General features: G+C 71.1%; 22 protein-coding genes. 12 read left to right on the top strand and 10 right to left on the bottom strand.

Going from position 1 to position 21,741, the window contains the following annotated elements:
* The first annotated feature begins 5 nt into the window (after nucleotides 1-5).
* Genes O7601_RS26615 through O7601_RS26660 form a run of 10 tightly spaced genes read left to right on the top strand, consistent with a single transcriptional unit; the run spans nucleotide 6 to nucleotide 10,300 of the window.
* Nucleotides 6-797, top strand: a complete 792-nt coding sequence (locus O7601_RS26615) for an indole-3-glycerol phosphate synthase TrpC (RefSeq protein ID WP_281563812.1) — start codon at nucleotides 6-8, stop codon at nucleotides 795-797.
* Entirely contained in the window at nucleotides 794-1,981 is a 1,188-nt protein-coding gene (gene trpB / locus O7601_RS26620; protein WP_281563813.1) for a tryptophan synthase subunit beta, read from the top strand. The genes O7601_RS26615 and trpB overlap by 4 nt, the downstream gene beginning before the upstream one ends.
* On the top strand, nucleotides 1,978-2,769 hold the full coding sequence (gene trpA, locus O7601_RS26625; RefSeq protein WP_281563814.1) for a tryptophan synthase subunit alpha: 792 nt from the start codon (nucleotides 1,978-1,980) through the stop codon (nucleotides 2,767-2,769). The genes trpB and trpA overlap by 4 nt, the downstream gene beginning before the upstream one ends.
* The gene (locus O7601_RS26630; RefSeq protein ID WP_281563815.1) at nucleotides 2,766-3,926 is read left to right on the top strand and encodes a DegT/DnrJ/EryC1/StrS family aminotransferase; all 1,161 of its coding nucleotides are present in this window, start codon (nucleotides 2,766-2,768) and stop codon (nucleotides 3,924-3,926) included. Before trpA ends, O7601_RS26630 begins: the two co-directional genes overlap by 4 nt.
* Before the next feature lie 2 nt (nucleotides 3,927-3,928).
* A complete protein-coding gene (locus tag O7601_RS26635) occupies nucleotides 3,929-5,047 on the top strand; it encodes a DegT/DnrJ/EryC1/StrS family aminotransferase (RefSeq protein WP_281567048.1) in 1,119 nt (372 codons plus the stop codon).
* Complete coding sequence (locus O7601_RS26640; RefSeq protein WP_281563816.1) at nucleotides 5,044-5,907, top strand: sugar phosphate isomerase/epimerase family protein; 864 nt, start codon at nucleotides 5,044-5,046, stop codon at nucleotides 5,905-5,907. Before O7601_RS26635 ends, O7601_RS26640 begins: the two co-directional genes overlap by 4 nt.
* On the top strand, nucleotides 5,904-7,190 hold the full coding sequence (locus O7601_RS26645; protein ID WP_281563817.1) for a M20/M25/M40 family metallo-hydrolase: 1,287 nt from the start codon (nucleotides 5,904-5,906) through the stop codon (nucleotides 7,188-7,190). Before O7601_RS26640 ends, O7601_RS26645 begins: the two co-directional genes overlap by 4 nt.
* A gap of 10 nt (nucleotides 7,191-7,200) precedes the next feature.
* Entirely contained in the window at nucleotides 7,201-8,310 is a 1,110-nt protein-coding gene (locus tag O7601_RS26650) for an Ldh family oxidoreductase (protein ID WP_281563818.1), read from the top strand.
* On the top strand, nucleotides 8,307-9,629 hold the full coding sequence (locus tag O7601_RS26655; RefSeq protein WP_281563819.1) for a Gfo/Idh/MocA family oxidoreductase: 1,323 nt from the start codon (nucleotides 8,307-8,309) through the stop codon (nucleotides 9,627-9,629). The genes O7601_RS26650 and O7601_RS26655 overlap by 4 nt, the downstream gene beginning before the upstream one ends.
* Nucleotides 9,626-10,300 (top strand): phenylalanine--tRNA ligase beta subunit-related protein, encoded by a 675-nt coding sequence (locus O7601_RS26660; protein WP_281563820.1) that lies wholly within the window; start codon nucleotides 9,626-9,628, stop codon nucleotides 10,298-10,300. The genes O7601_RS26655 and O7601_RS26660 overlap by 4 nt, the downstream gene beginning before the upstream one ends.
* Here O7601_RS26660 and O7601_RS26665 read toward each other — a convergent pair.
* The 9 genes from O7601_RS26665 to rapZ form a co-directional block, all read right to left on the bottom strand.
* Nucleotides 10,265-11,224 carry a DMT family transporter gene (locus O7601_RS26665; protein WP_281563821.1) on the bottom strand — a complete coding sequence of 320 codons (960 nt, stop codon included), beginning with the start codon at nucleotides 11,222-11,224 and terminating at the stop codon, nucleotides 10,265-10,267. The two genes, O7601_RS26660 and O7601_RS26665, sit on opposite strands and share 36 nt — an antisense overlap.
* A gap of 61 nt (nucleotides 11,225-11,285) precedes the next feature.
* Nucleotides 11,286-11,630, bottom strand: coding sequence for an RNA polymerase-binding protein RbpA (locus tag O7601_RS26670; RefSeq protein ID WP_204012521.1), 345 nt, complete (start codon nucleotides 11,628-11,630; stop codon nucleotides 11,286-11,288).
* Between the two features lie 138 nt (nucleotides 11,631-11,768).
* Nucleotides 11,769-12,029, bottom strand: coding sequence for a preprotein translocase subunit SecG (secG, locus tag O7601_RS26675; protein ID WP_169596407.1), 261 nt, complete (start codon nucleotides 12,027-12,029; stop codon nucleotides 11,769-11,771).
* Between the two features lie 95 nt (nucleotides 12,030-12,124).
* A complete protein-coding gene (gene tpiA / locus O7601_RS26680; protein WP_281563822.1) occupies nucleotides 12,125-12,916 on the bottom strand; it encodes a triose-phosphate isomerase in 792 nt (263 codons plus the stop codon).
* On the bottom strand, nucleotides 12,916-14,115 hold the full coding sequence (locus O7601_RS26685; protein ID WP_281563823.1) for a phosphoglycerate kinase: 1,200 nt from the start codon (nucleotides 14,113-14,115) through the stop codon (nucleotides 12,916-12,918). Before O7601_RS26685 ends, tpiA begins: the two co-directional genes overlap by 1 nt.
* Nucleotides 14,112-15,116 (bottom strand): type I glyceraldehyde-3-phosphate dehydrogenase, encoded by a 1,005-nt coding sequence (gene gap / locus O7601_RS26690; RefSeq protein ID WP_281563824.1) that lies wholly within the window; start codon nucleotides 15,114-15,116, stop codon nucleotides 14,112-14,114. The genes O7601_RS26685 and gap overlap by 4 nt, the downstream gene beginning before the upstream one ends.
* Nucleotides 15,117-15,364: 248 nt before the next feature.
* Nucleotides 15,365-16,345 (bottom strand): DNA-binding protein WhiA, encoded by a 981-nt coding sequence (gene whiA / locus O7601_RS26695; RefSeq protein WP_093401454.1) that lies wholly within the window; start codon nucleotides 16,343-16,345, stop codon nucleotides 15,365-15,367.
* Between the two features lie 54 nt (nucleotides 16,346-16,399).
* Nucleotides 16,400-17,371, bottom strand: a complete 972-nt coding sequence (gene yvcK / locus O7601_RS26700) for a uridine diphosphate-N-acetylglucosamine-binding protein YvcK (protein WP_281563825.1) — start codon at nucleotides 17,369-17,371, stop codon at nucleotides 16,400-16,402.
* Nucleotides 17,368-18,240 (bottom strand): RNase adapter RapZ, encoded by an 873-nt coding sequence (gene rapZ, locus O7601_RS26705; protein ID WP_281567049.1) that lies wholly within the window; start codon nucleotides 18,238-18,240, stop codon nucleotides 17,368-17,370. The genes yvcK and rapZ overlap by 4 nt, the downstream gene beginning before the upstream one ends.
* A gap of 315 nt (nucleotides 18,241-18,555) precedes the next feature.
* Between rapZ and O7601_RS26710 the strand changes: the two genes are divergently transcribed.
* Nucleotides 18,556-19,209, top strand: coding sequence for a hypothetical protein (locus tag O7601_RS26710; protein WP_281563826.1), 654 nt, complete (start codon nucleotides 18,556-18,558; stop codon nucleotides 19,207-19,209).
* 87 nt (nucleotides 19,210-19,296) lie between these two features.
* Here the strand turns inward: O7601_RS26710 and O7601_RS26715 are convergent, their stop codons facing one another.
* Nucleotides 19,297-19,488: a hypothetical protein gene (locus O7601_RS26715; RefSeq protein ID WP_281563827.1), complete on the bottom strand. Its 192-nt coding sequence runs from the start codon at nucleotides 19,486-19,488 to the stop codon at nucleotides 19,297-19,299.
* Between the two features lie 230 nt (nucleotides 19,489-19,718).
* On the opposite strand from O7601_RS26715, the gene recQ reads away from it, so the two are divergent.
* A complete protein-coding gene (gene recQ, locus O7601_RS26720; RefSeq protein ID WP_281563828.1) occupies nucleotides 19,719-21,599 on the top strand; it encodes a DNA helicase RecQ in 1,881 nt (626 codons plus the stop codon).
* Nucleotides 21,600-21,741 lie beyond the last annotated feature (142 nt).

Below are 21,741 nucleotides of genomic sequence, written 5' to 3' on the forward strand. Positions count from 1 at the left end.
TCCGCATGCATCTCGACGACATCGTCGCGGCGAAGCGGTCGGCCTGGACAGGTGCGCGAGCGCCGGGGTCGACGGCGGGCGGGCGTGCCACGCCCGCCCGTCCCGGCACGTTCGCCGCCGCCCTGAGCGGTACCGACGTGGGCATCATCGCCGAGGTCAAACCGAAGTCGCCGTCAAAGGGCGACCTGCTGCCCCTGGCCGAGGCGGTGCCCCTGGCCCGCACGTACGCCGGAGCGGGCGCCGCCGCGGTGTCGGTCCTGGCCGACACCGCCTACTTCGGCGGCTCGCCGGACCTGGTCGCGCAGGTCGCCAACGACCCCGAGGTCACCGTTCCGGTGCTGTTCAAGGACTTCCTGGTCGACGTACGGCAGGTGCAGCTCGCCCACGACTGCGGTGCCGACGCGGTGCTGGTCATCGTCCGGGCGGTCGACGACGCACTGCTCGCCGACCTCCTCGCGGCCGCCGACGATCTCGGGATCGACGCGCTTGTCGAGACGTTCACCGAAGAGGAGGTGGACCGGGCCGTCCGGGCCGGCGCCCGGATCGTCGGCGTGAACAACCGCGACCTGCGCACCTTCGCGGTCGACCTGGACAACTCGACGCGGCTGCGTCGGTTGATCCCGCCCGCCGTGCTGACGGTGAGCGAGAGCGGCCTGCACACCTCGGCCGACCTGGCCCGCATCGGTGCGCACGGCTTCCACGCCGCGCTGATCGGCGAAAGCCTGCTGACCAGTGACGACCCGGCGGGCAAGCTCCGTTCGCTGCTCGGTGTCCGGATTGCGCAGGCAGTGCGATGAGCGGGTGGTTCGGCGGGTACGGCGGCCAGTTCGTGGCGGAGACGTTGGTGGCTCCGTTGGAGGAGTTGGAGGCGGCGTACCAGAAGGCCCAGGCCAGCGAGGATTTCCTCAGCGAGCTGGACGACCTGTTGAACAGGTTCGTCGGCCGGCCCACCCCGCTTACCAGACTTCGCAGGCTGGCGGTCGAGGCCAACAGTTGCACCCTCTGGCTCAAGCGGGAGGACCTGACCCACACCGGCGCGCACAAGATCAACAACGCGATCGGGCAGGCTCTGCTCGCCCGGCGCATCGGCAAGCGGCGCATCATCGCCGAGACCGGGGCGGGACAGCACGGTGTGGCCGTCGCGGCGGCGTGCGCTCATCTCCAGCTCGACGCGACCATCTACATGGGACGAGTCGACGCCGAGCGGCAGGCACCGAACGTCCAGCGAATGGAGCTGCTCGGCGCCGAAGTGCGTCTGGTCGACAACGGCACGGCGACCCTCAAGGATGCCATCAACGAGGCGATCCGCGACTGGATCGCCCACCCCGACTCCACCCACTACCTGCTCGGCTCGGTGGTCGGACCGCATCCCTTCCCCACCATCGTGCGCGGCTTCCAGTCCGTCATCGGCCGGGAGGCCCGGCAGCAGTTCCTGGACAGCGTCGGCGGTCTGCCCGACGCGGTGGTGGCCTGCGTCGGCGGCGGCAGCAACTCGGTAGGAATGTTCAGCGCGTTCCTCGACGACCCGGTACGCCTGATCGGTGTACAGGCGGCCGGCGAGGGGCTGGGTCCGGGCGGCCGGCACGCCGCACCGCTGCTCTACGGCGAGCCCGGCGTCCTGCAAGGTACCCGCACCTACCTCCTTCAGGACGACGACGGACAGATCCTGCTGACCCACAGCGTGGCACCGGGCCTGGACTACCCCGGCGTCGGACCGGAGCACAGCTATTTCAAGGACACCGGCCGGGTCGAATACCGCACGGCCAGCGACGACCAGGCACTCGCCACCTTCGCGCTGCTCAGCCGCGCCGAGGGGATCATCCCCGCCCTGGAGTCCGCACACGCGGTAGCGGGCGGGCTCGAGCTGGCTGAGGAGCTGCCGCACGGCAGCAACATCCTGGTGAACCTCTCCGGACGCGGTGACAAGGACCTGGTCAGCGCGCTGGCAGCGATACGCGAACGGGATGGAGCAGACAGGTGAGGCGACTTGAGCACGCGTTCGCGGACAGCCAGCGCGAAACCGCGCTGGTGGCATACCTGACCGCCGGTTACCCGAGCCTCGACGAGAGTGTCGATCTTGTCGACGCGGCCTGCGCGGCCGGTGCCGACGTCATCGAACTCGGGGCGCCGTTCTCCGACCCGCTCGGCGACGGTCCGGTCATCCAGGCCACCACCCAGCAGGCGTTGCGCGCCGGCGTGACGGTGGCTGCGACGCTCGACCTGGTGGCCAAGGTGCGGGCCACCGGCAACGACGTGCCGATCATGTTGATGGGCTACTGCAACCCCTTTCTCCGGTACGGGCTGCCGAAACTCTTCGCCGACGCCGCGTCGGCCGGTGCCGACGGCTTCATCGTGCCGGACCTGCCCGCCACCGAGAGCACGGACTGGCTGGTCGAGGCGGAACGGCACAACCTGGGCCAGGTCTTCTTCGCCGCTCCGGGCAGCAGTCCCGAGCGGCTGCGCCGCACCGCGCGACAATCCCGCGGCTTCCTGTACTGCCTCGCCGACAACGGCGTGACAGGTATTCGGGACCGGCTCGCCGACGGGCTCGACGCCTATCTCGCCCGGGTCCGAGCCGTGGCGACCACGCCCGTCGCGGTGGGCTTCGGCATCTCGCGACCGGAACACGTAGGTGCCCTGCGGGGCAAGGTCGACGGCGTCATAGTCGGCAGCGCGCTGCTCAAGCGAATCGGAGCGGCCACCACCCCGCAGCAGCGGATCGCGGAGACGACGGCCCTGATCAGCGAGCTGAAGGCGGCGTGCCGATGAGTGCACCGACGACGACCTCCACCACCAGCGTGGTGCCGTTCTTCAGCGGCGCGACGTCGATCCGCCGGGACTGGGCCGGGCTCGCCGCCAGGCTACGTACGGTCACCGACACGGGACGGTTCACCTTCGGACCGGTGGGCGAGGATCTGGAACGGGCGATCGCGGAGCGTACTGGCGCCCGGCACACGGTGGCGGTGAGCAACGGCACGGACGCTCTGATCATCATGCTGCGGGCGGCGGGGATCGGGCCGGGCGACGAGGTGATCGTTCCCGCGTACACCTTCTTCGCCAGCGCGTCCTCGGTGCTGCACGTCGGCGCCAAGCCGGTCCTGGTCGACATCCAACCCGGCTCCTACGCGTTGGATCCCGAGCGGGTCCGCGCCGCCGTCACGGACCGGACCCGGGCGATCATGCCGGTGCACCTGTTCACCCAGATGGCGGACATGGTGGCGTTGGGCGAGGTGGCCGACGAGCACGGCCTGCAACTGCTGGAGGACAGCGCCGAAGGCATCGGCATGCACATCGACGGCCGGCACGCCGGCCGCTTGGGCAGGGCCGGGGTGCTCTCGTTCTTCCCCACCAAGACGCTCGGCGCCCTGGGTGACGCGGGCATGCTGCTCACCGACGACGAGGATCTCGCCCGCACGGCACGCCAACTGCGCTGCCACGGTCAGCCGAGCGACGGCTCCTACGAGTACCTCGAACTCGGCTACAACAGCCGCTGCGACGAGGTGCAGGCCGCGTTCCTGCTGTGGCGGCTGGAGTCGTTGGACGCGGAGATCACCCGGCGCGCGGACGTGGCGGCACGCTACGACCACCTGCTCGGCGAACTCGCGCCGCTGGTACGTACCCCTTGGCTCGCTCCTGCCCGCAAGCAGAGCAACCTCGTCTACTACGTCTACCTGATCGAGTGTGAACGACGTGACGAGTTGGTCGCGTACCTGACCTCCCACGGCGTGGGCACCGAGGTGTACTACCCCCGGCCGCTCACCGAGCAGCCCTGCCTGATCGCCCGGGCCGGGGTGGACCAGCCGGTACCTGTCGCGAAGGCGGCCAGCCAGCGGGCGGTCGGCCTGCCGATGTATCCGGACCTGACCGACGAGCAGGTCGACCGGGTGTGCGAGCTGATTCACGAGTTCTACCGGGAGCGACAGTGACCATGACAGTCCCGTACTTCGACTACCCCACCCGGTACGCCGGGTGGACCGAGGACGTCCTGGACGCGGTCCGGGAGGTCGGCGAGTCGGACGAGTTCATCCTCAAGTCCCGGGTCGCGGCCCTGGAAACGGCCGTGGCGCGGCGGACCGGCGCCGCCGAGGCCATCGCGGTCGCCAGCGGCACCGGCGCGTTGACGGTGATCCTCACGGCCATGGACATCGGACCCGGCGACGACGTGGTGACCCCCGCCTTCTCGTTCATCTCCTCGGCCAGCACCGTGGCGCTGCGCGGCGCCCGTCCGGTCTTCGCCGACGTCGACTACGACACGGCGATGCTGACCGTGGCGACCGTCGAGGCCGTCCGCACCCCGGCGAGCCGGGCTGTCGTGCCGGCGTACCTCTTCGCGAGCAGCCCCGACATGCCGGCGCTGCGGGCACTGGCCGACCGCCACTCGATGCGCCTGATCGAGGACAGCGCCGTCGCGCTGGGCGGTCAGGTCGCGGGCCGACCCGCCGGCCGCCACGGCGACGCCGGGGTGTACTCCTTCTTCCCCGGCAAACCGCTTGGCGGAATCGGGGACGCCGGCATGATCGTCACCGACGATCCGGAGCTGGCCACCACCTGCCGGATGCTGCGCAACCACGGTCAGGACCTGAAGGTCCGGTTCCTGCACCACCTGGTCGGCTTCAACAGTCGGATGGACGAGGTCACGGCGCTGTTCCTGCTGCGCCGGCTGCCGCACCTCGACCAGTTCCTCGCCGAGCGTCGCCGGCTGGCCCGCCAGTACGGCGAACTGCTGCGCGAGGCCGCGCCCATCGTGCTGACGCCCCCCGGGGACCTCACCGAGCAGGCCGTCTACACCTACGTGGTACGCGCGCCACAGCGCGACGACCTCCGCTCCTACCTGGCCGGACGCGGCATCGAGACGAAGGTCTACTATCCCCGGCCGCTACACCTGCAACCCGCGTTCCGGCACCTCGGCCACGGGACGGGTGACTTCCCGGTCGCCGAGCGCCTGTCCCGCGAGTGTCTGGCGCTGCCGTTGCATCCGGAACTGCCCGCCGGAACCGTCGAGCGGGTCGTCGAGGAGATCGCCGGCTTCTACCGGCAGGGCGCATGACAGCGGTGGGACTCTGGGCCAGCCGGGTCTGCGGCATCGGTGACGAGGCCGCACCGGGCCTGGTGAGACAGCTCGACGTGCACCGCGACCTGGGCATGTCCGGGGTGGAGCTGCGTACGATCGACGGCCGGGGTCTGCACGAACTCGGCACCGACGAGGTGGCCGACCTGCGTCGGCAGATCGACGCCAGCGGTCTGCGGGTACCGGTGCTGGACACACCGATCGGCAACTGGTCCACCACGGTCGCCACCGACCTCGACACCGAACTGTCGATCCTGAACCGCACCGCGACGGTCGCACGTGCGCTGGACTGTCGGTGGCTACGGATCATGTCGTACCCCAACTGCGGCTGGCCGGACGACGCGTGGGCCGCGGAGTCGCTGCGGCGGATGCGGTTGCTCACCGACGAGGCACGCCGGCTCGGCGTCGTGCTGCTGCACGAGAACTGCCAGGGATGGGCGGGGGCCTGCGCCGCCAACACGCTGCGCATGCTCGAACACGTCGACAGTCCACACCTCAGGCTGATCTTCGATGTGGGCAACGGCCTGGCGTACGGCTACCAGGCCGAGGAGTTCCTCGCGCAGGTGCTGCCCTGGGTCGAACACGTCCACATCAAGAACGGCCACCGCGACCCGGACGGCCAGGCCCGGTTCACCCTGCCCACCGCCGGTGAGCTGGACCTGTCCGCCTGCATCCGCCGGCTGGAAGCGGCGGGCTACCGGGGCTGGTACAGCCTGGAGCCACACGTGGCGCACATTCCGCACCTGCAGGTCTCGGACGACCCGGAGCGGTTGGAGCAGAGTTACCGGGCCTACGCGACGGCCTTCCGCGACATCGTCGAAGGGACGGCCCAGCCGTGACAGCCTGCTGGACGGAGATCGACCTGGACTGGTTGCGGCAGTTCATGGCGGTGGACTCGGTGTCGCCGTTGGAGGGCGGACGGATCGCCGCCACCCGGCAGGCGCAGGAGGTGTTCCTCGCCGGTGCGTCCGCGCGCGGCTTCCAGGTCCGCCACTACGACAGCCCTACCGCGCAGAGCCTGAGGTCCGGGGAGATCCCGATGCCGGTACGGCGGGTGCTGGAGGCCGACCCCGACACCTTCCTCGCTGCCCAACCGTCCCTGGTGGTGACCATGGGCGACCCGGCACCACCGGAGCGACGGCTGGTCATCAACTTCCACGTCGACACCGTCGGCCCGCACATCGAGCCGCGCCTCGACGGCGACATCCTGCACGGCCGGGGTGCCGTCGACGACAAAGGACCAGGGGTGGCCGCCGCGGTGGGTGTCGCCGCCGCGTTCGCGGATGATCCCTCGCTGGCCCGACGCATCGAGGTCATGCTCACCAGCGTGCCGGGTGAGGAGGGCGGCGCGATGGGTGTCCTGGGCACCCGATGGCTGGTGCGGCAGGGCTACACGGGTCGACTGATGCTGTTCGCCGAGCCCACCGGCGGTCGGGTGATGGACGCCTGTACGGCGGCGATGACCCCTCGACTCCGGGTGCTCGGCGAGGGCAGCACGGACGACCATCCCGCCGACGCACACAACGCCACTGTGGCGCTGGGTTTCCTCGCGGATCATCTGGTCCGCGCCGTCGGCCCCCGGGCCGCCGCCCTCGGCGCCAAGCTCTGCGTCGCCGGTCTGCACACGGGGACCGCGCACAACCGGGTGTACGGCGAGGGCGAGTTGCTGCTCAACATCGCCTACCGGGACCAGGCCAGCGCCCAGACCCTCGCGCACGAGCTGGAGCGGGCGGTCAAGGAGGCCCGTGACGTCTTCGCCACGGCACACCTCGGCAACCCGTTCACCGCCCGCCTCGTCGACGACTGGGATCGGGTGGTGCGGTTGGACTGGCTCAAGCGTGGGCTGCCGGTGCTCGACAACCGCGACCCCGAGATGGAAGCCCTGCTCGCCGCTGCCGGTTTTCCCCGCCACGACGGCCTGGCCGACGGCAGCGCCTTCACCTGTGACGCGATCTGGGCCGGCGGGCCCGGCCGGTACGTCGCGGTGTGCGGGCCGGGCCGACTCGACGAGAACGGCGCGCACACCGCAGCCGAGTGGGTGCGCGTCGACGACCTGGCGACCTACGCGGGACAGATCCGTGACCTCGTGGTGCGCTTCGGCGCCCACGTGCCGACACAGTAACGGGAGAGACATGACCAACAGCGTGACGGTCGAGCACACGCAGCTCACCGCATTCGTACGGACGGTTCTGCGGCGATGTGGACTCCACGAGCCGGCGGCGAGCACGGCCACCGAGGTCATCTGCTACGCCGACATCCACGGCTTCACCACCCACGGCACCAACGCGTTGGCCGGGATCTACGCCCCGCGCCTGCGCGGCGGGAGCATTCGACCCGACGCGCAGCCCAAGGTCGTGGTCGAGACCGCGACCACTGCTGTCGTGGACGGCGACAACGGCCTGGGAGCCGTCACGATGGTGACCGCCGTCGACCTGGCCGCGGCCAAGGCGCGTGACCTCGGCCTCGGCATGGTGACGGTACGCAACAGCAGCCACTTCGGCAGCGCCGGCTACTACGCCAGCCGGGTCGCCGCGAACGGTCTGATCGGGATCGTCATGTCCAACTGCGGCGCACAGGGTGTCGTCCCACCGCTGGGCGGTGTCAAGCGGCTGCTCGGCACCAATCCGCTGAGCGCGGCGGTGCCGGTCTCCCACGGTGCGCCGTTCGTCCTGGACATGAGCGCCACCGCCGTGGCCACCGGCAAGATCCGGGCAGCCCAGCGCGAAGGACGGCCGGTCCCCGAGGGCTGGCTGGTCTCCGCCGACGGGTCGACCACCACCGACCCCGACGCGTACTTCGACGGGCACGCCGACGTGGCCTGGCTGGGCGGCACCGCGCAGACCGGTGGCGCCAAGGGGTACGGCCTCGCGCTGCTCGTCGACCTGTTGTGCGGACCGTTGGCCGGAGCCGCGTACGGGCCCCGGCCGGAGGCGCTGACCGAGACCGAACCGGCCGAGGACGTGAACATCGGCCAGGTGGCCCTCGTGATCGACCCCGCCGCGTTCGGCGTCGCTGACGTTTTCCGGACCGAGACCCGCGCGCTGTTGGACACGGTGTCGGCGTCCCCCGCCGCACCCGGACAGCGGGTGACCTACCCGGGGGCTCCGGAGGCGGAGCGGGCCGCGGCGTCGTACGCCGAAGGGATCCGGCTCCCGCACCACGTCGCCGTCCAGTTGGTACGGCTCGGCGCCGAACTCGACGTGACCGTCCCGGTCGCGCTGGCTGGGGCGGGATCGGCATGAGGGTCGGCGTCATCGGCCTCGGTGTGATCGCTCCGTACTTCCTGCGGGCCATCGACGACGACGAGCACCTCACACTGACCGCCGTATGTGATCGCAACGACACGAAGCTCGCGGACTTCGCCGACGGCACCCGTGACGTGGCGACCTACACCGACCACCGCGAACTCCTCGCCTCGGGTCTGGTCGACGCGGTCGTGCTGACCCTGCCGAACGCGGTGCACGCCGAGGTCGCCGCCGACGCGCTACGCGCCGGGATGCACGTCTGCTGCGAGAAGCCGATGACCGTGCGTCTGGCGGACGCACACACGCTCGTCGCGTTGGCGCGGGAGTCCGGTCGGACGCTGTTCACCGCCTTTCACCGGCGGTACAACCGCAACGTGGCCGCGCTGCGCCTCGGAGTCGGCGACCCGGAGGCCATCGAGCGTCTGGTGTGCCGCTACTCCGAGCGCATCGAGGAGCACACCGGATCGGAGGCGTGGTACCTCGACCAGGATCTGGGCGGCGGCGGCTGTGTCATCGACAACGGCCCGAACGCGCTGGACGCGGTACGCACGATCGTCGGCCACCTGGAAATGGTCGACGCCACCATCGGGGATGTCCGCCGCGGGGTGGAGTTCTGCGCCGAACTCCACCTGCGCTCCCGCAGCGGAGTGCAGGTCACCGTCGAACTGGACTGGGCTCTGCCCTCGGGCGAGCTCAAGGACATCACCGTGTACGGAAAGGACGGCTCGGTCCGGTCGGCCGACATGCTTGCCGGATTCCCCGGGTTCAAGAGCTCCCTCGACCACGAGTACGCCGCGATCATGGCCGATTTCCGGCACGCGGTGTCGCTCGGTGACGCGTACACCGATGCGGGCCCGGACATCGTCGCTCTGGTCGAGCAGGCGTACGCGGTCGCCCGGCGCAAGGAACCACGGCTGCGTACGTCATCGAAGCGACCGACCATGGCGCGGTTCGTGAAGCTGTTGTTCCACAGGCGCGACGAACGCGGCATGACCATGTCGCAGTGGCTGTCGCGGTGTGTCCGACAGGGTGAGATCCACGAGCTGGTGACGACCACGGACCAGCCGACCCGGCCAGGTGACCGGGTGGACGCTGTCGGTTTCCTCGGATTCGTCGAGTTCAGCACGGCCACCGTCGTGCAGCGGGGCGACGTGGTGGTCTGCAACGGGCAGCGGATCGGCACCGTCGCCGGTTTCGACGAGTGCCACTGGCCCAACCACTACAACATCCTCATCGACACCGAACGCATCCTCACGGCCGAGGACCTAAGCTTGCAGGTCGGCGATTCGCTGCAACTTCTGGAGGCTGTGCGATGACTGCTCAAGCACACCTGCCGATGGCCGAGGTCACCGTTTCCCCGCAGGTCGCGGCAGCATTTCCCGATGTCAGGGTGCTGTGTGTCGAGGCCGAGGTGGGCGGTGGTGACGCCATCGCAGGCGAGGTGCAGGAGCGTTGGACGCGGGAGCACGGCAGGTGGCACGGGGTGGCGAAGGCAGAGATCCGCGCCCACCCCGCGGTCGACGCCTACCGACGCTTCTCCCGGCAGATCGGCGTGGACCCGGACCGCCAGCCGCCGTCGATCCAGGCACTTGTCGAGCGCGGCCTGCGGACGAAGCCGCTCGGCAACTGGCCAAAGATCAATCCCACCGTGGACGCGGTGAACGTGACAGCGGTGGCGACCATGGTCGCTCTCGGCGTGTTCGACGCGGAGCGGCTCTCCGGTCCCGTCCGGCTGGCCCTGAGTCAGGGCGGCGAGAGCCTGCGACCGATAGGTGCCCAGGAGGACGTGACGGTGGAGTCGGACCGGCTGGTCCTGGCCGACGACGCTCGGGTGCTGTCGCTCTTCGCCCACCGCGACGGCGTACACCAGGCGGTCCGGGCGGACACCCGCCGGGTGTTGCTCCTCGCATGCGTGGTCGACGGCATCGACCCCGCTCAGGCGGCGGACGCGCTACGGCAATCCGCCGACCTGCTCGACCGGCGCTGACCGGCGGCTGGCCGGCCGCTGGCCCTCGTGGCCGGCCGCTCCGCCGCCGGGTCGACGCCGGGGAGGGAGCATGCCCAGGCTCACACCCGCCCCGACCAGCACGGCGCCGAGCAGGACCTGGAGCGACAGTGTCGTGGTGTCGATCCCGACGGCGATGAGGGTGGCAGCCACCGGGACGAGGCCCGCCAGCAGGCCGGCACGGTCCACACCCAGCGACCCGACGGCGGCGTACCACAGGGCGAACGCCACCGCGGTGACGAAGACCGCGAGGAAGGCGAGCGACAGCACCTCCACGCCGGTGGGCACGGTGGCGACGTCGCCCCGCTCGACGAGCAGGGCGGCCACGGCGAGCATGACACCGGCGAGCGCGCAGGTGTAAGCGCTGACCCGTACCGGCCCGAGTCGGGGCAGCAGCGGGACGGCGAGCAGGGAGAAGAGGCACTCACCGGCCAACGCGCCGAGGGACCACAGCACGCCGGGCAGACTGAAGTGCCCCCCGCCGAGGACGATGCCGACTCCGACCACCACGATCACCGCCGATGTCGCCACGAGCGGCGACGGCCGACGACCCGCCAGCAGCGGCCCGCTGATGGCGAGCACCAGCGGAGCCGCCCCGACGATGGCTCCGAGCACCGGAGGGTCGGTGTACCTCGCGGCCTGAAGCAGGCACACGTTGAACGCTGCCAGACCGGTTGCGGCGAGCAGGGCGAGTCGGACCCAGTCCGACCGGCCCACCCGGACCCAGGGCAGCCGGCGCAGCCACAGATAGCCCAGCAGCAGGAAAGCCGCGGCCGTGTAGCGCCAGGCCTGACCGGCCAACACCGGATAGTCGGTGAGCAGCGGACTGACGGCAGCGGAACTGCCCACGAGGGCCATCGCGAGCGCCCCGCTGATCAACCCCGTACGGTAACCGGTCACAGCCATTGCGTGAGCATAAGACCTTGGCACTCACGGCGGTGACCCTCGGCGTGCCGGTACGGCGGGCTCAGCCCCCGCCGCGCCTGTTACGCAGGGCGGCGAGGGCCTCGGCGAGGATCGCCTCCCCCTCGGCGTCGGTACGACGTTCCTTCACGTACGCCAGGTGGGTCTTGTACGGCTCGGCCCGGGTCCGGCCCGGCGGATCCTGGGCGTCCTGGCCGGCGGGCAGCCCGCAGCGGGGGCAGTCCCAGACGGTCGGGGCCGCCACGTCGGCGACGATCCGGATGTCGGTGCGGTGCCCGTTGCGGCACCAGTAGCTCACCGACCGGCACGGGACCGGCTGGTGGCGTTCGGGGGGACGTGGGGGCGCGGACCCGACGCGGGCGCCCCGGATGACGTGGCCGTTCGGCACGGCGCTGACTCCTGTCGTCGGAGGGGACCGCCGTCGACAGGGGTGGACGGCGGGCGACGCGGTGCAGCGGGTGAAACGGACTGCGCGCGGCCCGCCGAGTGACGGACCGCGCGCAGATTGTACGCCTGTGGGGTCGGATCAGACGCCCGTACCCACTTCGAGCCGGAGCCAGAGGCCGAGCCCGATGATGCAGGCGAACCAGACGATGCCCACCAGGACGGTGTAGCGGTCCAGGTTCTTCTCTGCCACCGACGAGCCGGCCAGGCTGGAGCTGACACCGCCACCGAACATGCTGGACATCCCACCGCCCTTACCCCGGTGCAGCAGGATCAGCAGGACGAGCAGGAAGCTCGTGATGACCAGCAACACGATCAACGTGTAGGCGAACCAGATCGGCATGGCGGGGGTCAGTCCTCTCGTTACGATCCTCGCCCGGACAGTTCGGGCACGGCGGCACCGACCGGCGGACGGGCGGAGTCAAGGATAGCGAGCGATCAGCCGGTGATGTGCTCCGGGAACCGGCAGATCTTCGCGAACTCCTCGGCGTCCAGGCTGGCACCGCCCACCAGGGCGCCGTCCACGTCCGGCTGCGCCATGATCGAGGCGACGTTCGACGACTTGACCGAGCCGCCGTAGAGGATCCGTACGCCGTCGGCGGTGGCCTGGTCCACGGTCTCGGCCAGCCGGGCCCGCAGCGCGCCGCACACCTCCTGGGCGTCCTCCGGGGTGGCCGTCTTGCCGGTGCCGATCGCCCAGACCGGCTCGTACGCGACCACCACCCGGAGAACCTGCTCCGGGCTGAGCCCCTTGAGGGCGGCGTCGAGCTGGTCGGTGCAGTGCGCCACGTGGGTGCCCTGCTCCCGGACGTCCAGCCCCTCCCCCACGCAGAGGATCGGGGTGAGTCCGTGGGTCAGGGCCGCCTGCACCTTGGCACCCACCAACGCGTCGTCCTCACGGTGGTACTGCCGCCGTTCGGAGTGCCCGACCACCACGTACGTGCAGCCGAGCTTGGCCAGCATCGAGCCGGCGATCTCCCCGGTGTACGCGCCGGAGGCGTGCGGTGACAGGTCCTGTCCGCCGTAGCCGATGAGCAGCTTGTCGCCCTCCACCACGGTCTGCACCGTGCGCAGGTCGGTGAACGGCGGCAATACCACCGTCTCCACCTCGGTCAGCTGCTTCTCGGTGAGGCTGGCCGCCAGCTTCTGCACCAGCAGGTTGGCCTCGAGGTGGTTGAGGTTCATCTTCCAGTTGCCGGCCATCAACGGCCGGCGGGGGGCGCTCGCCATCAGTTCTCCAGAGCCGCGATGCCGGGGAGGGTCTTGCCCTCCAGGTACTCCAGGGACGCGCCACCGCCGGTGGAGATGTGCCCGAAGGACTTCTCGTCCAGGCCCAGGGCCCGCACCGCGGCGGCGGAGTCACCACCACCGACCACACTGAACGCGTCCGAGCCGGCGATCGCCTCGGCCACCCCACGGGTGCCGTGCGCGAACGCGGGCATCTCGAACACGCCCATCGGGCCGTTCCAGAAGATCGTCCGGGCACCCTTGAGCGCGGCGGCGAAGCCCGCCACCGTCTTCGGGCCGACGTCCAGCCCCACCCGCTTGCTGGGGATGCCGTCGGCCGGCACGGTGTCGTGCGCGGCGTCCGGGGCGAACGCGTCGGCGGCCACCACGTCGACCGGAAGCATGATCTTGCCCTCGGAACGCTCCAGCAGGTTGCGGCAGGTCTCCACCATCTCCGCCTCCAGCAGGGAGGAGCCGACCTCATGGCCCTGGGCCTTGAGGAAGGTGAAGCACATGCCACCACCGATGAGGAGCCGGTCGACCTTGGGCAACAGCGCCTCGATCACGGCGAGCTTGTCGGAGACCTTCGACCCGCCGAGCACCACCACGTACGGCCGCTCGGGGTCGCCGGTGAGTTGCGACAGCACCTCCACCTCGCGCAACACCAACCGGCCGGCGAAGTGCGGCAGCCGGGCGGGCACGTCGTGGACGCTCGCGTGCTTGCGGTGCACCGCGCCGAACGCGTCGTCGACGTAGACGTCACCGAGGGCGGCGAGCTGGTCGGCGAAGGCGGCCCGCTCGGCGTCGTCCTTGCTGGTCTCACCCTTGTTGAAGCGGAGGTTCTCCAGCAGCGCCACCTCGCCGTCGGCGAGCGCCGCCACCGTCGCCCGGGCGGACTCGCCGACCGTGTCGGTGGCGGCGTGCACCGGCGTGCCGAGCAGCTCGCCGAGCCGCCCGGCGACCGGGGCGAGACTGAACTGCGGGTCCGGCGCGCCCTTCGGCCGGCCCAGGTGGGAACAGACGACCACCTTGGCGCCGGCCTCGGTCAGCGCGCCCAGGGTCGGCAGCACCGCCCGGATCCGACCGTCGTCGGTGATCTGGCCGGTCTGCTTGTCGAGGGGGACGTTCAGGTCGGCGCGCACCAGCACGCGCCGACCCGAGACCCCCTCGGCGAGCAGGTCGTCGAGGTTACGGATGCTCACAGCGACGAACCAACCAGCTTCACCAGGTCGACCAGGCGGTTGGAGTAGCCCCACTCGTTGTCGTACCAGCCGACGACCTTGACCTGGTTGCCGATGACCTTGGTCAGCGGCGCGTCGAAGATGCAGGACGCCGGGTCGGTGACGATGTCGGCGGAGACGATCGGGTCCTCGTTGTAGGTCAGGATGCCCCGCAGCGGGCCTTCGGCGGCGGCCTTCAGAGCTGCGTTGACCTCGTCCACCGAGGTCTCCCGACCGACCGTCACGGTGAGGTCGGTGGCGGAACCGGTCGGGATCGGCACCCGCAGTGCGTACCCGTCGAGCTTGCCCTTGAGGTCCGGCAGCACCAGGCCGATGGCCTTCGCCGCGCCGGTCGAGGTCGGCACGATGTTCAGCGCGGCGGCCCGGGCCCGCCGCAGGTCCTTGTGCGGCGCGTCCTGGAGGTTCTGGTCCTGGGTGTACGCGTGGATGGTGGTCATCAGACCCTGCTGGATGCCGAACGTGTCGTGCAGCACCTTCGCCATCGGCGCCAGGCAGTTGGTGGTGCAGGAGGCGTTCGAGATGATGTTGTGGCTGGCCGGGTCGTACTGGCCGTCGTTGACGCCCATCACGACCGTGACGTCCTCGTTCTTCGCCGGAGCGGAGATGATGACCTTCTTGGCCCCGCCGTCGATGTGCGCCTTGGCCTTGGTGGCGTCGGTGAAGAAGCCGGTCGACTCGATGACCACGTCCGCGCCGACGTCGCCCCACGGCAGCGCCGCCGGGTCCTTCTCGGCGTACGCCTTGATGGACTTGCCACCGACGGTGATCTCGTCGGCGGTGGCCTTGACCTCCTGCGGGAGGCGGCCCAGGATGCTGTCGTACTTGAGCAGGTGGGCGAGCGTCGCGTTGTCGGTCAGGTCGTTGACGGCCACGACCTCGACGTCAGCGCCGGACGCCAGCACTGCCCGGAAGAAGTTACGGCCGATCCGGCCGAAGCCGTTGATGCCAACCCGGATGGTCACAGGTCCCATCTCCTCGCGTTCTGGTCCGCCGGCGTGGAGACCCTCGGCCGGCGAAGTGGTGTGCGCCGACCGTTGGAGCCGGCCGTTGACTGTTCATCCCGGCCACCCCGCCGCGGTCCGAGGGACCTGACCGCCGTCGAGGCGGTGGGTACGGCGGGGAGCACCGGTGCCGGCCCCCTTGCCGTACGCAGCGACCTTATCCGAGCGCGCTCAGCCACGCTGCGCCGGGTGGTCGCCCCACCGTCCTATCAGACCACGAGCATGTCGGGCGTGACGGCCGCTTCGGTATCCGGGATGCCGAGGTCGCGGGCCCGCTTGTCGGCCAACGCCAGCAACCGGCGGATCCGCCCGGCGATGGCGTCCTTGGTCAGCGGCGGGTCGGCCAGCGCGCCCAGTTCCTCCAGGGACGCCTGCCGGTGCTCCAGGCGCAGCCGGCCGGCCGAGGTCAGGTGCTCCGGCGCGTCGTCGGCGAGGATCTCCAGCGCCCGGGTCACCCGGGCCGCGGCGGCGACCGCCGCCCGGGCCGAACGCCGCAGGTTGGCGTCGTCGAAGTTCGCCAGCCGGTTGGCCGTCGCCCGCACCTCGCGCCGCACCCGGCGCTCCTCCCAGGCCAGCACGCTGGAGTGGGCACCGATGCGGGTGAGCAGCGCGGCGATCGCGTCGCCGTCCTTGACCACCACCCGGTCGACGCCGCGTACCTCACGGTTCTTGGCGGTGATGCCCAGCCGCCGCGCCGCGCCGACCAGCGCCAACGCCGACTCCGGCCCGGGACAGGTGATCTCCAGGGCGCTGGACCGGCCCGGCTCGGTCAACGAGCCGTGCGCCATGAACGCGCCCCGCCAGGCCGACACCGCACAGCAGACGCTGGCGGCGACGACGTGCGGCGGCAACCCGCGTACCGGCCGACCGCGCACGTCGAGCAGCCCGGTCTGCCGGGCCAGCGCCTCGCCGTCCTTGACCACCCGGACGATGAAGTGGCTGCCCTTGCGCAACCCACCGGAGGCAAGCACGTGGATCTCGCTCGGATAGCCGTATACCTCGGCGATCTCGCGCCGCAGCCGCCGGGCCACCGCGCCGGTGTCGAGCTCGGCCTCCACCACCACCCGCCCGGACACGATGTGCAGCCCACCGGCGAACCGCAGCAGCGCCGCCATCTCCGCCCGCCGGCAGCAGGGCTTGGGCACGTCGACCCGACTCAGCTCGTCCTTGACTGCAGCCGTCATCGCCATTGTGCGTCCCCTCACGGACCGGTTCCGGCGTGTCGCCGGAGATTACGTACGTGTCTAACGATCGGCGCCCAGTACAGGCACCAGGGCGGCGCCCAGAGCAGCCGGATCATGACGGGGCGTGCCGTCGTCGACCGCGACGGGAGCGAGGACCAGCCGGGCTCCCAGGGATTCTGCCGCACCGTGGACCGGTTCGGGGTCACCGACCGCCTTCGCGTCGGCGAGCACGAAGTCGACAGTCAGCTCCGGCAGGTACCAGCGCAGCGCCGCCAGGTGATCGGCGACCGAGAGACCGAGGGTCTCCTTCTCGGCGGCGAGGTTGAGGGTGACCAGCCGCCGGGCCGGGCTGGCCAGGATCGCCGCGGCGAGCTGCGGCACCAGCAGGTGCGGCAGCACGCTGGTGTACCAGCTGCCCGGCCCGAAGATCAGCCAGTCGGCGGCGCCGATCGCGGCGACCGCCTCGACACACGCCGCCGGCGCCTGCGGGGTGAGCCGCAGCGACTCGACCCGGCCCGTGGTGACCGCGACCTGGTGCTGTCCGCGTACGGTGCACACCTCGTCGGGACGCGCGGGGTCGGCTCCACGGACCCGGGCCTCGATGTCGACCGGCTGACGGGACATCGGCAGCACCCGGCCGACCGAGCCGAGCATCGCCCCCGCGTGCTCCAGGGCGGCCACCGGGTCGCCGAGCAGCTCCATCAGCCCGCAGAGCACCAGGTTGCCCACCGCGTGCCCGGCCAACCCGTCGACCCGGCCGCCTGGCGCCAGCTCGGCGAAGCGGTGCTGGAACAGCCCCGCGCTGCGCCGGGTGGCGGGGTGGTCGCCGGCCAACGCCACCAGTGCCTGCCGCAGGTCGCCGGGGGGCAGTCCGCCCCGTTCGGCGCGCAGCCGGCCGCTGGAGCCGCCGTCGTCGCCGACGGTCACCACCGCCGTGATGTCCAGGTCCAGCTCCGGCGCGCAGCGCCGCAACGCCCGCAGCGAGGCGGCCAGGCCGTGCCCGCCACCGAACGCCACCACCCGGATCGTCATTCCCGCCCCAGGTCGCGGTGCTGGGCGTTGGCGGCCAGCCCGGCGCGACGCAGCCGGGCCGCCAGCTCCTCGGCGATCGCCACGCTACGGTGCTTGCCGCCGGTGCAACCGACCGCCACGGTGAGGTACCGCTTGCCCTCCCGCTCGAAGCCGGCCGTGGTGGCGTTCACCAGGTCCGCGTACGCGTCGACGAAGGCGTTCGCGCCCTCCTGCCCCAGCACGTACGCGCTGACCGCCTCCTCACGCCCGGTGTGCTCGCGCAGCTCGGGCACCCAGTACGGGTTGGGCAGGAACCGGGCGTCCATCACGAAGTCGGCGTCCGGCGGCAGGCCGTACTTGAAGCCGAAGGAGATCACGGTCAGCCGCAACCGGCGGGCGTCCTCCCCGCCGAACAGCTCCTCGACCCGGCGGCGCAGCTGGTTCACGTTCAGGTGGCTGGTGTCGATGATGACGTCGGCCTGTTCGCGGGCCTCCTCCAGCAGCCCCCGCTCGACGGCGATGCCGTCGGCGAGCCGGCCGTCGCCCTGCAACGGATGCGAGCGCCGCACGCTCTCGAACCGGCGGATCAGCACCTCGTCGTCGGCGTCGACGAAGACGACCCGGGGGGCGTAGCCACGCTCCTTCAGCTCCCGGATCGCCTCCGCCAGATCGGTGGAGAAGGCCCGGGAACGCACGTCCAGCACCATCGCGGTACGCCGGGCGGCCCCACCCGCCTTCACGGCCAGCTCGGCCATGTCCAGCAGCAGCGCCTGCGGCAGATTGTCGACGACGTAGAAGCCGACGTTCTCCAGCGCCCGGGCCACGGTGCTGCGGCCACCACCGGACAGCCCGGTGACCACGACCAGTGTGGTGTCCGTTTCGGCGGGCACCGCGGTCTGCTCACCGGGTACGCCCGCACGGTGACCGGTCGTGTGCGCCTCGCCCACCCGTCAACCCTCCAACCGTGCCGCCCCGGTCGATACCGACCAGGCATGGTCAAGCAGCGACTCTAGCTCGCCGGTGTCCGGCTTCGCGGACGCACCGCCGCCGCCATGTCTCGCCCCGCCGTCCCCCTGCGCTGCCTCAACCTGCGCAACAGTCTGCGGGCTGAACGATTGCGCCCGGTGAAGCAGAGCAAAGGATTGGAAGCTGATCGTGTCGGCTGACTGACGGCGGGCGACGTGCGACGCGGCTATCCTCCGGCCATGGGCAGGCACGGGGCGCGGCTGCGCTGGGTGGTCGCCCTCGTGTCGGTCACGGTCGCGGTGCTGGCCACGGTGGACCGCTACGTCGACCGCGAGCGGGAGTGGACACGCGGCGGCGACCAGGTGACGGTGACCGTCGAGGCCGTGCTGCCGGAGCCTGACCAGGTGGCGGGCGCTGCCGTCGACTTCGGCTGGCCCGAGCCGGTGGACAACGTCATCGGTACCACCGACCGGCAGTCGGTGGTGTTGCGGCTGCGCTGGTCCGGGCCGCACAGAAAGGGCCACTACCAGGTCATCCTGCTCGACGGCCGGGTGGCACCGGCCCGGGTGGTGCAGCCCTACGCCGGCTGGGACGCCGACGGCGACACCGGTTCCAACTGGGCCGGAGCGTACGACGTGCTGGCCGAGCGGTACGGCTGGCTCGCCGACACCGCCGCCCGGGAGGAGCCCGACGGCACGTTCACCACCCCGCCGAACGTCGGCGCGGTGGGCACCCGCGCGACCGCCGACGGCGGTCTGGTCGCCGTCTTCCGACTGCTGCCCGACGCCCTCCCGATGACCGACCCGTCGCGCCTGGTGGTGGCGTTCTGCTACGTCGATCCCGACGGTGACGTGCGCTGGGCCAAACGGATCCCGGTCCCACCTGCCCGATAACCGCCCCCGCAGACCCCGGACCCCACGTTGACCTTCACCCCACCGAGTCCGATCTGACCTCCTGACAACCCTGGCACCTGCCCGTGGTCACAGACGCCAGTCACGCCCCGCCGGCTCCGAACCGTCGCTGCCCTGGTCAGCGGCGGCGGCGTACGCCAACAGCCGGGACTCCAGTACCCGGTCGGCGGCAGCCCACTCGGCGAGCAGCTGCGCCAACCGCCGGGAGGGAATCGTGTACGCCAGTTCGGTCAGCTCGACGACCTTGGAGTCGATCTCCACGGCCGACGGTGGTGTCGCCTGAGACGACCAGGCGAATCCGTCATCCAGAGCCGCGACCGCCAGCGCCACCGCATGGCCACACAGCTCCTCCGCCGCCGGGCAGTCGCACGGCAGCTTCGCTCCGGAGCGTGGCAGCGTAGGTAGTCGACACGCCGGGGTGAGAACAGCTGGACTGCCACAGATCCGATGAGGCGCGCGAGCCCGTCGGGGATGGCTCGTAGAATCCTCGGATGGTCTCTCCCGCCGACGTGAGCGTCACCGACCTGGCCAGCTCCGACGCCCCGAGCGGGGAGAAGGTGACAGTCGCCCTTGAGGTGCTGCGGCGGGTCTTCGGGTACGACTCGTTCCGGGGCTTCCAGCGGGAGGTCATCGACCACGTGGTGGCCGGCGGGGACGCCCTGGTGCTGATGCCGACCGGCGGCGGCAAGTCGTTGTGCTACCAGATCCCCGCGCTGGTCCGCGACGGCGTCGCCGTGGTGATCTCGCCGCTGATCGCGCTCATGCAGGACCAGGTCGACGCGCTCACCGCGGTCGGCGTACGGGCCGGCTTCCTCAACTCCACCCTCGACCCGGACACCCGCCGGCTGGTCGAGGCGGAGTTCGTGGCCGGTGAGATCGACCTGCTCTACCTCGCGCCGGAGGCGCTGGCCAGCCGGGCCACGCTGAGCCTGTTGGACCGGGGTCGGATCGGCCTGTTCGCCATCGACGAGGCGCACTGCGTCTCGCAGTGGGGCCACGACTTCCGGCCCGACTACCTCAACCTGTCGATGCTGCACGAACGCTGGCCGGGCGTGCCCCGCATCGCGCTGACCGCCACCGCCACCAGCGCCACCCGGTCCGAGATCGCCACCCGTCTCAGCCTCACCGAGGCGCGGCACTTCGTGGCCAGCTTCGACCGACCCAACATCCAGTACCGGATCGTGCCGAAGCGGGAGCCGCGCAAGCAGCTGCTCGCCCTGCTGCGCGACGAACACCCAGGCGAGGCGGGCATCGTCTACTGCCTGTCCCGCGCTTCGGTGGAGAAGACCGCCGAGTTCCTGGTCGCCAACGGCGTCGACGCCCTGCCCTACCACGCCGGTCTGGACGCGGCGACCCGCGCCGCCAACCAGCAGCGCTTCCTGCGCGCCGACGGCGTGGTGATGGTGGCGACCATCGCCTTCGGGATGGGCATCGACAAGCCCGACGTACGGTTCGTCGCCCACCTCGACCTACCCAAGTCGGTCGAGGGCTACTACCAGGAGACCGGCCGCGCCGGCCGCGACGGGTTACCGTCGACCGCCTGGCTGGCGTACGGGCTACAGGACGTCGTCCAGCAGCGAAAAATGATCGACACCTCCGAGGGCGACCTGGCGCACCGGCGTAACCTCGCCGCCCACCTCGACGCGATGCTGGCGCTCTGCGAGACGGTCCGCTGCCGCCGGGCGCAGTTGCTGGAGTACTTCGGCGAGCCGACCACCGCCGGCTGCGGCAACTGCGACACCTGTCTGGAGCCGCCCGAGTCCTGGGACGGCACGGTGGCCGCGCAGAAGCTGCTCTCCACCGTCTTCCGGCTGGATCGGGAGCGCAACCAGCGGTTCGGTGCCGGGCACTGCATCGACATCCTGCTCGGCCGCACCACCGACAAGATCACCCAGCATCGGCACGACTCGCTGACCGTGTTCGGCATCGGCGGTGAGCTGAGCGAGCCGGAGTGGCGCGGCGTGGTCCGGCAACTGCTCGCCGAGGGACTGCTCGCCGTCGAGGGCGACTACGGCACCCTGACGCTCACCGACGCCAGTGCCGAGGTGCTCGGCCGGCGGCGCACCGTGATGCTGCGCCGCGAGGCGGCGCGCCCGGCGAGGGCGGCCAAGCCCCGGGGCGCGGCCACCGTGGTCGCCGAGCTGCCGGCGGAGGCGGTCGGCACGTTCGAGCGGCTGCGGGCCTGGCGGGCGGCCACCGCCAAGGAGCAGGGCGTACCCGCGTACGTCATCTTCCACGATGCGACGCTGCGCCAGATCGCCGCCGACGCGCCGTCCTCCCTGGCCGAGCTGTCCCGGATCAGCGGCGTCGGCGAGAACAAGCTGGCCAAGTACGGGGAGCAGCTCCTCGGCGTGCTCGCCGAAGCCGCCTGAGGCGCCGCCCACCCTCATCAAGATCCGCGCAATTTCGCGGATGTTGCTGTCTCAGGCGCCGCTGGCGATTTAACGCTTCGTGCGTTTGCGTCGCTTGATGATCGTTTTGTGGCGTGGGGTTGGTTGCTGGTTGCGGCTGCCT

It is taken from the genome of Verrucosispora sp. WMMD573, assembly GCF_027497175.1.
Classification (GTDB): Bacteria; Actinomycetota; Actinomycetes; order Mycobacteriales; family Micromonosporaceae; genus Micromonospora.

Bases quoted from the DNA above. Each gene is read 5' to 3' on its own strand.
- O7601_RS26615 (WP_281563812.1), top strand. From the start codon at position 6: ATGCATCTCGACGACATCGTCGCGGCGAAGCGGTCGGCCTGGACAGGT.
- trpB (WP_281563813.1), top strand. From the start codon at position 794: ATGAGCGGGTGGTTCGGCGGGTACGGCGGCCAGTTCGTGGCGGAGACG.
- O7601_RS26630 (WP_281563815.1), top strand. From the start codon at position 2,766: ATGAGTGCACCGACGACGACCTCCACCACCAGCGTGGTGCCGTTCTTC.
- O7601_RS26635 (WP_281567048.1), top strand. From the start codon at position 3,929: ATGACAGTCCCGTACTTCGACTACCCCACCCGGTACGCCGGGTGGACC.
- O7601_RS26640 (WP_281563816.1), top strand. From the start codon at position 5,044: ATGACAGCGGTGGGACTCTGGGCCAGCCGGGTCTGCGGCATCGGTGAC.
- O7601_RS26650 (WP_281563818.1), top strand. From the start codon at position 7,201: ATGACCAACAGCGTGACGGTCGAGCACACGCAGCTCACCGCATTCGTA.
- O7601_RS26655 (WP_281563819.1), top strand. From the start codon at position 8,307: ATGAGGGTCGGCGTCATCGGCCTCGGTGTGATCGCTCCGTACTTCCTG.
- O7601_RS26660 (WP_281563820.1), top strand. From the start codon at position 9,626: ATGACTGCTCAAGCACACCTGCCGATGGCCGAGGTCACCGTTTCCCCG.
- O7601_RS26665 (WP_281563821.1), bottom strand. From the start codon at position 11,224: ATGGCTGTGACCGGTTACCGTACGGGGTTGATCAGCGGGGCGCTCGCG.
- secG (WP_169596407.1), bottom strand. From the start codon at position 12,029: ATGCCGATCTGGTTCGCCTACACGTTGATCGTGTTGCTGGTCATCACG.
- tpiA (WP_281563822.1), bottom strand. From the start codon at position 12,916: ATGGCGAGCGCCCCCCGCCGGCCGTTGATGGCCGGCAACTGGAAGATG.
- whiA (WP_093401454.1), bottom strand. From the start codon at position 16,345: ATGGCGATGACGGCTGCAGTCAAGGACGAGCTGAGTCGGGTCGACGTG.
- yvcK (WP_281563825.1), bottom strand. From the start codon at position 17,371: ATGACGATCCGGGTGGTGGCGTTCGGTGGCGGGCACGGCCTGGCCGCC.
- O7601_RS26710 (WP_281563826.1), top strand. From the start codon at position 18,556: ATGGGCAGGCACGGGGCGCGGCTGCGCTGGGTGGTCGCCCTCGTGTCG.
- recQ (WP_281563828.1), top strand. From the start codon at position 19,719: ATGGTCTCTCCCGCCGACGTGAGCGTCACCGACCTGGCCAGCTCCGAC.